Annotated in this window: 11 protein-coding genes, 1 pseudogene and 1 riboswitch; of the genes and pseudogenes, 3 read left to right on the forward strand and 9 right to left on the reverse strand. The window is 68.7% G+C overall.

Annotated features, from left to right (window positions below):
* Positions 1–9: 9 nt before the first annotated feature.
* Positions 10–1,245, reverse strand: a complete 1,236-nt coding sequence (gene bioB / locus ACH4YP_RS21845; RefSeq protein WP_398491906.1) for a biotin synthase BioB — start codon at positions 1,243–1,245, stop codon at positions 10–12.
* A gap of 213 nt (positions 1,246–1,458) precedes the next feature.
* Between bioB and ACH4YP_RS21850 the strand changes: the two genes are divergently transcribed.
* Positions 1,459–2,595: an 8-amino-7-oxononanoate synthase gene (locus tag ACH4YP_RS21850; RefSeq protein ID WP_398491908.1), complete on the forward strand. Its 1,137-nt coding sequence runs from the start codon at positions 1,459–1,461 to the stop codon at positions 2,593–2,595.
* Here ACH4YP_RS21850 and ACH4YP_RS21855 read toward each other — a convergent pair.
* Positions 2,576–2,803 carry a DUF397 domain-containing protein gene (locus tag ACH4YP_RS21855; protein WP_361054805.1) on the reverse strand — a complete coding sequence of 76 codons (228 nt, stop codon included), beginning with the start codon at positions 2,801–2,803 and terminating at the stop codon, positions 2,576–2,578. The two genes, ACH4YP_RS21850 and ACH4YP_RS21855, sit on opposite strands and share 20 nt — an antisense overlap.
* A 9-nt stretch (positions 2,804–2,812) precedes the next feature.
* On the reverse strand, positions 2,813–3,670 hold the full coding sequence (locus tag ACH4YP_RS21860) for a helix-turn-helix domain-containing protein (RefSeq protein WP_398491911.1): 858 nt from the start codon (positions 3,668–3,670) through the stop codon (positions 2,813–2,815).
* A gap of 263 nt (positions 3,671–3,933) precedes the next feature.
* Between ACH4YP_RS21860 and ACH4YP_RS21865 the strand changes: the two genes are divergently transcribed.
* Entirely contained in the window at positions 3,934–4,377 is a 444-nt protein-coding gene (locus tag ACH4YP_RS21865) for an ATP-binding protein (protein WP_398491913.1), read from the forward strand.
* A gap of 34 nt (positions 4,378–4,411) precedes the next feature.
* On the opposite strand, the gene ACH4YP_RS21870 is transcribed toward ACH4YP_RS21865, so the two are convergent.
* The 6 genes and pseudogenes from ACH4YP_RS21870 to ACH4YP_RS21895 form a co-directional block, all read right to left on the reverse strand.
* On the reverse strand, positions 4,412–4,897 hold the full coding sequence (locus ACH4YP_RS21870) for a DUF6328 family protein (RefSeq protein ID WP_361054814.1): 486 nt from the start codon (positions 4,895–4,897) through the stop codon (positions 4,412–4,414).
* Between the two features lie 90 nt (positions 4,898–4,987).
* Entirely contained in the window at positions 4,988–5,461 is a 474-nt protein-coding gene (locus ACH4YP_RS21875) for a C40 family peptidase (protein ID WP_361066040.1), read from the reverse strand.
* A gap of 3 nt (positions 5,462–5,464) precedes the next feature.
* A riboswitch (cyclic di-AMP (ydaO/yuaA leader) is annotated at positions 5,465–5,676 on the reverse strand.
* A gap of 338 nt (positions 5,677–6,014) precedes the next feature.
* Positions 6,015–6,323 (reverse strand): hypothetical protein, encoded by a 309-nt coding sequence (locus ACH4YP_RS21880; RefSeq protein ID WP_361066043.1) that lies wholly within the window; start codon positions 6,321–6,323, stop codon positions 6,015–6,017.
* Positions 6,324–6,330: 7 nt separating this feature from the next.
* Positions 6,331–6,966, reverse strand: coding sequence for an ATP-dependent Clp protease proteolytic subunit (locus ACH4YP_RS21885; RefSeq protein WP_361066045.1), 636 nt, complete (start codon positions 6,964–6,966; stop codon positions 6,331–6,333).
* Positions 6,967–7,272: 306 nt separating this feature from the next.
* Positions 7,273–7,542: a hypothetical protein gene (locus ACH4YP_RS21890; protein WP_398491916.1), complete on the reverse strand. Its 270-nt coding sequence runs from the start codon at positions 7,540–7,542 to the stop codon at positions 7,273–7,275.
* Between the two features lie 356 nt (positions 7,543–7,898).
* Positions 7,899–8,397 (reverse strand): annotated as a pseudogene (locus ACH4YP_RS21895) (IS5/IS1182 family transposase); the annotation flags it as partial.
* Between the two features lie 86 nt (positions 8,398–8,483).
* Between ACH4YP_RS21895 and ACH4YP_RS21900 the strand changes: the two are divergent.
* Positions 8,484–9,968, forward strand: a complete 1,485-nt coding sequence (locus ACH4YP_RS21900; RefSeq protein ID WP_361066048.1) for a penicillin-binding protein 2 — start codon at positions 8,484–8,486, stop codon at positions 9,966–9,968.
* Positions 9,969–10,123 lie beyond the last annotated feature (155 nt).

Raw genomic sequence — 10,123 nt, forward strand, 5'->3', positions numbered from 1 at the left:
ACGTGCGGGTCAGGCATTGGGCGCGAGGTCCGTTCCGGCACCCCGGCGGCGTACCGCGACCAGGTCCGTACGCGCCTCGGAGGCCCGGGCCGTCTCGGGAACCCGCGCCGCCGCGGGGGCCTGCTCCTCGGCGGCCGAGCCGCAGGGACCGCAGCCGCCGCCCTCGTGGGAGCCGCAGCCGCCGTCCGCGTGCGAGCCGCAGTCGGCCTCGGCATGGGAACCGCAGCCGCCGCCCGCGGTGACCCGGTGCTCCGGAAGAGTCACCTGGCCGGTGCCCTCCACCTCGAACCCGGCGTCCGCGATCATCTCCAGGTCGGCCTTGCCGGCCTGGCCCTCGGTGGTCAGGTAGTCGCCGAGGAAGATCGAGTTGGCCAGGTTCAGGGCGAGGGGCTGCATCGTGCGCAGATGGACCTCGCGACCGCCCGCGATCCGCACCTCGACGTCCGGGCAGACGAACCGGACCATCGCGAGGATCCGCAGACAGCGCTGCGGCGTGAGGTTCCACTCCTTGGCGAGCGGGGTGCCCTCGACCGGGATCAGGAAGTTGACCGGCACCGAGTCCGGGTCCAGTGCGCGCAGCGAGTAGACGACGTCGACGAGGTCCTCGTCGCTCTCGCCCATGCCCGCGATCAGCCCCGAGCAGGCGGACAGGCCCGCGGCGTGCGCCTTCTGGACCGTGTCGACGCGGTCGGCGTACGTGTGGGTGGTCGTGATGTCCCCGTACGTCGCCTCGGACGTGTTCAGGTTGTGGTTGTAGGCGTCCGCGCCCGCCTCGCGCAGCCGCTCCGCCTGGCCGTCGGACAGCAGCCCGAGGCAGGCGCACACCTCGACGCCCTCGTTCTGGTCCTTGATCGCCTTGATGGTGTCCGAGACCCGGTCCACGTCACGGTCGGTGGGACCGCGACCGCTCGCCACCAGGCAGACCCGCTTGGCGCCGCCCGCGAGCCCGGCCGCCGCGGCCTCGGAGGCCTGGTCGGGTTTCAGCCACGTGTACTTCAGGATCCCGGCCTTGGAGCCGAGCCGCTGCGAGCAGTACGAGCAGTCCTCCGGGCACAGGCCCGACTTCAGGTTGACCAGGTAGTTGAGTTTCACCCGTCGGCCGAACCACTGCCGGCGCACCTTGCCGGCCGCGGCCACCACATCGAGGAGTTCGTCGTCGGAGGTCGCCAGTACGGCCAGCGCCTCTTCGCGGGTCGGCAGCTCTCGCCGAAGCCCCTTGTCCACCAGCGTGTTCAGCAGGTCCATGAGGTCCGATCCTGGCCTATCCGACCGCGCCGGGCCAAGGAGGGACCGGACAACGGAGACCGTTCGGTCGTGTGGGTATTGCCACATCATGGGCGGCTGGTGGTCCGGCTAGGGTCTGTGCGTTGCCTACAAAAGGCAGGTGGGGACGGCCCGGGCGAAATGTCATGTGTCGGCGCCCCATGGGACACCCTCACCTCATGGCCCGGAGGACATATGTCGGTATCGCCCTTCGAGTGGATCGACGAGCAGGCGCGGGCACGCCGCCGGGCCGGACTCGTCCGCACCCTGCGCCCCCGCCCCGCCGACTCCCCGCTCCTCGATCTCGCGGGCAACGACTATCTGGGCCTGGCCAGGCACCCCGAGGTCACCGAGGCGGCCGCGAGCGCCGCGCGGACCTGGGGCGCCGGAGCGACCGGCTCCCGGCTCGTCTCCGGCTCCACGGAGCTGCACGCGGAACTCGAACGAGAACTGGCCGAATTCTGCGGGTTCGAGTCCGCGCTGGTCTTCTCCTCTGGATACGCGGCCAACCTCGCCGCCGTCACCGCGCTGGCCCCGCACGGCTCCCTCGTCGTCTCCGACGCGGGCAACCACGCCTCCTTGATCGACGGCTGCCGTCTCGCGCGCGGCACCACCCAGGTCGTCGCGCACGCCGACCCCGACGCCGTGCGCAAGGCGCTGGGCACGCACGCCGGAGTCGCGGTCGTCGTCTCCGACACGGTCTTCTCGGTCGACGGCGACGCGGCCCCGCTCAAAGGACTCGCCGCCGCCTGCCGGGAGGCCGGCGCCGCCCTGCTCGTGGACGACGCGCACGGTCTCGGCGTACTCGGCGACGGCGGCCGGGGTGCGCCGCACGCGGTGGGCCTCGCGGGCGCACCGGACGTGGTCACCACCGTCACACTGTCGAAGTCGCTCGGCAGCCAGGGCGGCGCGGTCCTCGGACCGGCCCACGTCATCGACCATCTGGTCAACGCGGCCCGTACCTTCATCTTCGACACCGGTCTGGCCCCGGCGGCGGCGGGCGCGGCTCTCGCCGCGCTGCGTCTGCTGCGGCGGGAGCCGGAACGGGCCGCACGCGCGCGTGCGGTGGCGACCACCCTGCACGAACGGCTGACGGCCGAGGGCCTCGAAGCCGTACGACCGGACGCCGCCGTCGTCTCCGTGCGCGCACCCTCCCCGGAGCGGGCCGTGCGCTGGGCCGCGGACTGCCGCGAGGCCGGTCTCGCCGTCGGCTGCTTCCGTCCCCCGTCGGTGCCGGACGGCATCTCACGGCTGCGGCTCACCGCCCGCGCGGACCTCACCGACGGGCAACTGGACCGTGCCGTACGCCTGATCATCGAAGCGCGGCGATAAATCCCTCCCAGGCTGCGGGGGCGAAGAGCAGGGCGGGTCCCGACGTGTTCTTCGAGTCGCGCACCGCGAGCAGTCCGGCCCACGGTCCGGGGCCCGGACGGGCCGTCTCGACGCAGTTGTTCATTCCCGTGCTGCGACTGCTGCGCTGCCACCGCACACCGTGCAGACGGATGCTCGAAGGTACGGACCGAGGCAGGGGGGCGGGCATGGTGCCTCCTTATGCGCCGTGAGCTACACCGGCGATGAAATCCAACGTTTCCTCGGGCGAAAGGGCGTGGACCTGAAGGGAGTCGAAGGCCTCGCTGTAGGCCTGAAGGTCTTCTTTCCGTTCGAGATAGAGGCTACTCGTCAAGTGGTCGAGAACAACCACATCCAGATCAGAAGTGCTCGGAAACGAAAAAATAACAAAGGGCCCTGTGACGCCCACGTGAGCTCCAACTCCGAACGGCAGCACTTGAATCCGCACGTGAGGGAGTTGCGCGGCCTCTCCGAGGTGCTCCAACTGCCGTGCCATGACCGCCGGTCCGCCGACCGTTCGTCGTAGGGCCGCCTCGTCGAGAACCGCACTCAGCCGGAGCGGTGGATTCGAACGCAGCACGTCCTGGCGGGCGAGGCGCACCTCCACCAGCGCGTCGACCTCGCCGTCCGGCGCCCCGCCCATGGCCGCCCGGGTCACCTCGCGGGCGTACTCCGGCGTCTGCAGCAGCCCCGGCACGACGGAGTTCTCCAGCGTGCGCATCACGCCGGCCTGCGACTCCAGGCTGATGAAGTCGCTGTAGGCGGACGACAGAAGACCCCGGTAGGCGTGCCACCAGTGGTGCCGGCCGTTGTCGTCGGAGCCAGCCAGTACCACGAGCAGCTCGCGCAGCTCCGCGTCCCGGACCTCGTAGGCGTCGAGGAGCAGTTCCACGTCCGTCGGCTTCACCCCGCTGCGGCCGGTCTCGATCCGGCTCACCTTCGACTGGTGCCAGCCGACGAGCCGGGCCGCCTCGCCGCTCTTGAGGCCCGCTCGGGCACGCAGGGCACGCAGTTCGGCACCGAGTTTCCGGCGGCGCACAGCGGGACCGTACTGCATGGCCGTCTCCTTCCGACCGTCGCGCCGGCGCTATATCGTCCGGCGTCACGCCGACCGTAGAGGACAAACCGGCCGCCCGCCCAAATACGGTCGGCCGTCGCAGAGTTCACCGCTTCGAGCGACAGATATATGCATATCTCGGTGGATCGGCACCACGAACGCCGAGGTAGTGGCACTCTGGCGCAAGCACCAGTCCGGGACCGTACTCGAAGTCATCCGCTTCGTGTCGGACTCCGGTCCCGTGGGAAAGGGACGACCTCGCCATGGCAGACCACCAGGAAGCATCCGTCACTCTGCCGAGCGATCCCGCCTCGGTCTACGCCGCCCGCACGTACGTCACCGACGTGCTGGCCGAATGGGGACTTCCATCCGACACGGAGACGGCCGACACGGTCCGGCTCATCGTCTCGGAGCTCGCCACCAACGCCGTACAACACACGTTCGGGCAGTCACCCACCTTCACGGTGGACATCGAACTCGACCGCGACGAACGGCTGCGCATCGGTGTGACCGACAGCCACCCGCGCTTCCCGAAACGTCTGCCCGCGGCCGTCCAGCAGGACAACGGCCGCGGCATGGTGATCGTCCGCTGGCTGACGGTCGAGTGCGGCGGCAAGCTGACGGTCCGGCCCACCAGGGAGGGCGGCAAGACGGTCTCGATCATGCTGCCCTGGACGGCACCGGTGCAGCCCGTGACAGCCGACTGAGGGCCGTGCCCCACCGGTGGCGTGAAGGCGCCCGCTAGTCCTTGTCGGCGGAGCCCTGGATCAGGTGGGGGAGGAGCGCCCACAGCCCCGCGCAGACGACCAGGGTGGTCGCGCCGGCCGCGATCCCGCCCGCCCGGCTCGTCGCCACGTCCACGACGAGCAGGACCGAACCGGAGAGGGCGAGTGCGAGCACGCCGAGGCCGATCTGGGCCAGATGCGATGAGGCGTTCACGACCTGCGGCTTGGCGCCCTGCTGGAACAGTCGGCGGTGGAGCGCGGCCGGGGCGGTGAAGAGGGCGGCGGCCAGTACCGAGAGCAGCAGCGTGACGACGTACGTGACGCGCTGGAAGGTGTCCAGGGAGGGGAAGCGCGGGGTGAACGCGAGGGTGAGCAGGAAGGCGAAGAGGATCTGCACCCCGGTCTGCGTGACCCGCAGTTCCTGGAGCAGTTCGTTGAAGTTGCGGTCGGCGCGTTCGAGCCGGGTCTCGTCGCGCTCCTCGTGGTGATGCAGTTCGCCCATGAGTGTAGGAGTAACCACTCAGCCGCGAATATCACGTTCCGGGCCCCAGGAGGTGGCCGCGGCGATCACCGCGGCCACCTCCCGGGCGGGTCACCTGACCCGGCCGTACCAGACGCTCTTCGTCCAGATCTTCTGGAGCTTCACCACTTCCCCGGTCTTCGGGGAGTGCCAGATCCGTCCCTTCCCGGCGTAGATGCCGACGTGGTACACGTTCCGGCCCGAGTGGAAGAAGACCAGGTCTCCCTGCTTGCGGTTCGAAGCGGAGACATGGTTCGTCTTGTTGTACTGCGCGGCGGCCGTACGCGGCAGGGACTTGCCCGCCTTCTTGAACGAGTAGAGCGTGAGGCCGGAACAGTCGAAGCGCTTGGGCCCCACGGCCCCGTACTTGTAAGGGGAGCCCTTCTTGGAGGCCGCTACCTGAAGTGCCTTCGTCGCAGGTGTGGCCGCTTCCGCGCCGGACGTGAATCCGGGGGCCACGAGGCCGCCGCCGACAGCGGCGATCGTGAGAGCCGATGCGGTACCGGCCCTGGTGAACAGCGACGGGACACGATTGAGCGCAGTCATGCGCAACCCTTCGTCAGCCGCCTGTGAAGGATGACCTGTCGGATTCGGGCTGGCGAAGTTGCCCGGCCGCTTACGCGGCTTCACCCCAAGGGCTGCTCGGCCCGGTCATGGCGTGACCGTTCCGGCGACCCGTCGTGCCTGGGTCCTCCACTCCTGCCGATCCACTTCTGTCGACCGGTCATCCGGGCGGCGGCAGGACTCGGCGTCCGCCCGGATCGCCCCGCCGCTTGTGGCGGGGGCTTGTCGTCGGAAGGGATCTTGACGCACTGATGTCCCAAAAGCCGAGCGGAATCGGCGATTTGTGGGCTTACTCACCACTCACCCGTTCGGGTGGACAGCCATTCCCACGGGAGGGCGTCGAGGGGGTCGACGACCCTCGTACCAGCACCGGAACGTCTCATTCCGCACGGAGGCTACGCAGGTCGAGCAACTTCCACGGGCCTGTGGAAGCAGCTCTGCCTACGCTGTCCGGTGGTACGCCTTTCGGTCCGTTTGAACCCTGACCCGGACGTCTCGTCAGATGCCTGCGTGACGCCGGGTCCGTGGCGGTACGTCAGCTGTCGGAGCGCGGCGGTAGCGCGATCCGGCCCGCTCGGCGCTCACCGTCGAGGACGCGCAGCGCCCGCGCCAGGGTCGGCGCGTGCACCTCGTGCTCGCCGCGTTGGTGCATCAGGGCCAGCGCGTCACGCAGTGCGGTGGCCTTGCCCACCAGGGCCTGGGCCGCCCGCAGTCCCCGGTAGGTGTCCCCGGAGTGGGCCGGGTTGATCCGGCCGAGCAGGTCGACCACTTCGAGGTAACGGTCGATCAGCTCGGCCTCGGCGCGGGTCAGGGCCGGCAGCGGCGGCAACTCGGGCGGGAGCATCGGCCGCTCACCTCGCGCCGCGTGCGCTCTGGGTGGACTTCCGGCTCGCGACGATCCGGTCGATCAGTCCGTACTCCAGTGCCGCCCGCGCGTCCAGGATCTTGTCCCGCTCGATGTCGGCGCCGATCCGCTCCCGGCTCTGCCCCGTGTGCCGGGCGAGCATCTCCTCCAGCTGCTCACGGGTACGCGTCAACTCGTCGGCCTGAATGGCCAGGTCGGACGCCTGTCCCTGGACGGGCTCGGAGAACGACGGCTGGTGGATCAGCACACGGGCGCCCGGCAGTGCGTGCCGCTTGCCCGGTGTGCCGGCCGCGAGCAGCACCGCCGCGGCCGACGCCGCCTGCCCCAGGCAGATGGTCTCCACCTCGCAGCTGACGAACTGCATCGTGTCGTAGACGGCCGTCATCGCACTGAACGAGCCGCCGGGCGAATTGATGTAGAGCGAGATGTCCCTGTCGGGCGCCTGGTACTCAAGGTGCATGAACTGCGCCATCACGTCGTTGGCCGAGACGTCGTCGATCGGCGTCCCGAGGAACACGATCCGCTCTTCCAGCAGCTTCGAGTACGGGTCCATGGTCCGACTCCCCGAACTCGTGCGTTCGGTGAACTCGGGCAGGACATGGCGGGCGGACGGTCGGGTCATGGCACATGCTCCTCCGGGAGGGGGTCTGTAGGAAATGTACAGGACGTACATGACGTGATGATGGGGAGCAGATTCTGCTGATCCACAGATCACAGCAGGCCAGACCGTGTTTACGCTGATCGTGAAGCAGGTTTCTCTCACGACCATCCGGTGTGTTCAGGCAGCCGCGTCGTCCTCGAAGCCGAGCAGAACCGTGAGGTGATCGGAGGCGGCGCGCAGGTCCTCGGGGTTCGGTGGACATGGACGCGCTTCGTGAACGACGCGCTCACGTGGCCCTGTCCCTGCCGAGAACCTCGTCCGTGCAGGTCAGGCCGCATGCTGGTACTCGTGGAGGGTGCCGCCGAGGCGGTCGCGTCGTCGTATGTCGAGGTGGGCGATGGCGTCCGGGTCGGTGATCGGCGGTGGCAGGGGGTGCAGCGGGCGGGCGTCTGCGATGCCTTGGTGGGGCCGGGTCATCAGCATGCCGGGGGCGAAGTGCGGCAGCAGGCGGCGGGCCAGGGTCCGCTCGCCCACGGCGAAGGAGTCGAAGACCGCGCCGGCCGGCGACCGGATCCCGCACTCGCCCGGCGCGACCATGCGGATACGGAGCGGGCCGCGAACCGTTGGAGGGACGGCTGTAGGCTGCCGCGTTCGCGCTGGAGTCGGGCACGTCGAAAGCAGGTCCCGTCCATCGGCATCACCCGCAGCTCACACCAGAACACCCCGACGTCGCCCGTGTACCCCGCACCCCCGCGACCCGGTCGAACAGCCACCGCAACGGCGCCTGACCGATCCGGGCACGCGCCTTCGTGATCGAGCCGGTACGAGCCGGGTGCCACAACTCTCCCTTGCGCAGCGGGAAGTTCTCCACCAGTTCCCGTAGCACCGCCCCGTATCCCAGGTGGCGTGACGGGCCGGACCCTGTGGGCGGGGGTCTTCCGGCCCGGCCGCCTGACGGTGGCCTTCTTGGTGTTCTGCCGCATCTTTCCGGAGACGAACGCCCGGCGGCCGGGCTTGTTCGCCTGTGGGCGTCGGACCCGGACCTCGGTGGCGTCGATCCGCAGTTCCACGCCGTGGGAGGCGGCGTCGGCGAAGACATCGGCCAGGGTGCGAAGGCGCAGGTCGGGGCAGTCTGGTACGGCGAAGCCGCGGGCGGATCTCGTGGACGGCGCGGGTGATCGTGGAGTGGTCCACCTTGTAGAGCAGGGCGAGGGCGGCATGCGTAAGCTGGAAGCGCAGGATGACCATGGTGACGACGACCCGGTCGGTGAAGACGAGTTGGTGGTCCGGGCCCGCTCCGGCGGCGCGCTGCCGGTCATGGCCCCGGCGTTCGCGTAGGTGGGACTCCTGCCCGGCCACCCACGGCCCGGCCAACTCGGCGACCAGCTTGCCCAGACGGCGGCGCGCACCACGTCGTAAGGTGCTGGCATGGTTCTTTCCATTCCATCCCATGCCCGATTAGCCCTGTTGCGATCCCAAGTAGGAGCGCCCCCCTGCCAGTTGGCCGTGCACCTTTCGGCCGCTGGAGAGGGTGCTGTGTGAACAGGCCACTGAGGCGCACAGCCGTCTTCTGCGGGCTGCTGATGCTTGCGCTGTTGCTTCGAGCCAACTGGCTCCAGTACGTGGAGGCTGACAAGCTCGACACCGACGAGAAGAACCGACGAGTACAGATCAAGCAGTTCGCGACGCCACGTGGCGACATCATCGTGGGCGGCACACCGATCACAGGCTCGACGGAGGTCGGCGGTGCGGACTTCAAGTACAAGCGAACGTACAAGAACGGCCCCATGTACGTACCGGTCACTGGATACGCCTCACAGGCCGTGGGCATGTCCTTGCTGGAGAATACGTACGACAGCGTGTTCAGCGGCGAGGACGATCGGCTCGCGTTCCAGCGCTTCACGGACGTCATCGCCGGAAAGGAACGGCGCGGCGCAGACGTGATCACGACGATCGATCCCAAGGCGCAGGAAGCCGGATACAAGGGACTCACAAGCCTTGGCGCCCGCGGCTCGGTCGTGGCACTCGACCCGCGGACGGGGAAGGTTCTCGCCCTTGTCTCGACTCCGTCCTACGATCCTTCGTCATTTGCCGGCAACACCCTCAAGGAAAGCGACAGGTTCCGGGCGCTCGATGCCAACAAGAGTAAGCCGCTGGCCAATCGCGCGCTGCGCGAAACCTTCCCGCCCGGCTCTACCTTCAAGATTCTCACTGCGGCGGCAGCTTTGGAACACGGCGCGGTGACGGATGTCGACGCCGCCTCGGACGCGGTGTCGCCGTACCCCTTGCCACAGTCGACCAACAAGGTCGGCAGCGAGGCAGGGGACGCCGTCTGCAACAAGGCGTCATTGAAGACCGCCATGCAGTACTCCTGCAACAACGTCTTTCTCGACGCGGCGGCGAAGTTGGGGCCGGACAAGATGCGTGAGACGGCTGAGAAGTTCGGACTCAACAAAGATGTCTACTCGGACGACTTCGGTGACTTGCGGGCCATCAAGAGCCTGTACCCCCAGAACCTGGACAAGCCCGGTACCGCACTGACCGGCATGGGCCAGGGCAGCCTCACCAGCACTCCGATGCAGATGGCCATGGTGACTGCCGCTCTGGCCAACGACGGCAAGCTGATGCAGCCTTACATCGTCGACGAGGTGCGGTCCCCTGATCTGAGCACCTTGGAGAAGAACGAACCTCAGGTCATGAGCCAGGCCGTCTCCGCCTCCACGGCCCAGAAGGTCCAGGAAATGATGGAGCACACCGCCAAAGAGGGCAGCGCCCAGAAGGCCCTGATCGACGGCATCACGGTGGGCGGCAAGACCGGAACAGCGCAGCGCGGCGTGGATGTGAACGAGCAGGTTCCCTACGGCTGGTTCGTCTCGTACGGCGAGAAGTCCGATGGCACGTCCGTAGCCGTGGCCGTCTTCATCGACCCCACGGACATGGACATTTCACGTGAAGACATCTCCGGCGGCAGCCTGGGCGCCCCCATCGCGCGGGACGTGATGAAGGCCGTCTTGCAGAAGTGAGCCGGGCTCGACCGCTCCCTATCCATATCCATGCATGGCGATGCCGCACGTGCCGAGTAGGCCCCGACCGGGAGTTCGGTCGGCCGAGGCAGGTGATGCGGAAGGGAGGAGATAGGCAGAAGAGCGCCCGGTGACAGGATGGCTCCCGCCCCACA

This window comes from Streptomyces sp. NPDC020747 (assembly GCF_044334695.1).
In the GTDB taxonomy this organism is placed as follows: Bacteria; Actinomycetota; Actinomycetes; order Streptomycetales; family Streptomycetaceae; genus Streptomyces.

Coding starts and splice junctions, on each gene's coding strand:
- bioB (WP_398491906.1), bottom strand. CDS start 1,245: ATGGACCTGCTGAACACGCTGGTGGACAAGGGGCTTCGGCGAGAGCTG.
- ACH4YP_RS21850 (WP_398491908.1), top strand. CDS start 1,459: ATGTCGGTATCGCCCTTCGAGTGGATCGACGAGCAGGCGCGGGCACGC.
- ACH4YP_RS21855 (WP_361054805.1), bottom strand. CDS start 2,803: ATGCCCGCCCCCCTGCCTCGGTCCGTACCTTCGAGCATCCGTCTGCAC.
- ACH4YP_RS21860 (WP_398491911.1), bottom strand. CDS start 3,670: ATGCAGTACGGTCCCGCTGTGCGCCGCCGGAAACTCGGTGCCGAACTG.
- ACH4YP_RS21865 (WP_398491913.1), top strand. CDS start 3,934: ATGGCAGACCACCAGGAAGCATCCGTCACTCTGCCGAGCGATCCCGCC.
- ACH4YP_RS21870 (WP_361054814.1), bottom strand. CDS start 4,897: ATGGGCGAACTGCATCACCACGAGGAGCGCGACGAGACCCGGCTCGAA.
- ACH4YP_RS21875 (WP_361066040.1), bottom strand. CDS start 5,461: ATGACTGCGCTCAATCGTGTCCCGTCGCTGTTCACCAGGGCCGGTACC.
- ACH4YP_RS21880 (WP_361066043.1), bottom strand. CDS start 6,323: ATGCTCCCGCCCGAGTTGCCGCCGCTGCCGGCCCTGACCCGCGCCGAG.
- ACH4YP_RS21885 (WP_361066045.1), bottom strand. CDS start 6,966: ATGACCCGACCGTCCGCCCGCCATGTCCTGCCCGAGTTCACCGAACGC.
- ACH4YP_RS21890 (WP_398491916.1), bottom strand. CDS start 7,542: ATGGTCGCGCCGGGCGAGTGCGGGATCCGGTCGCCGGCCGGCGCGGTC.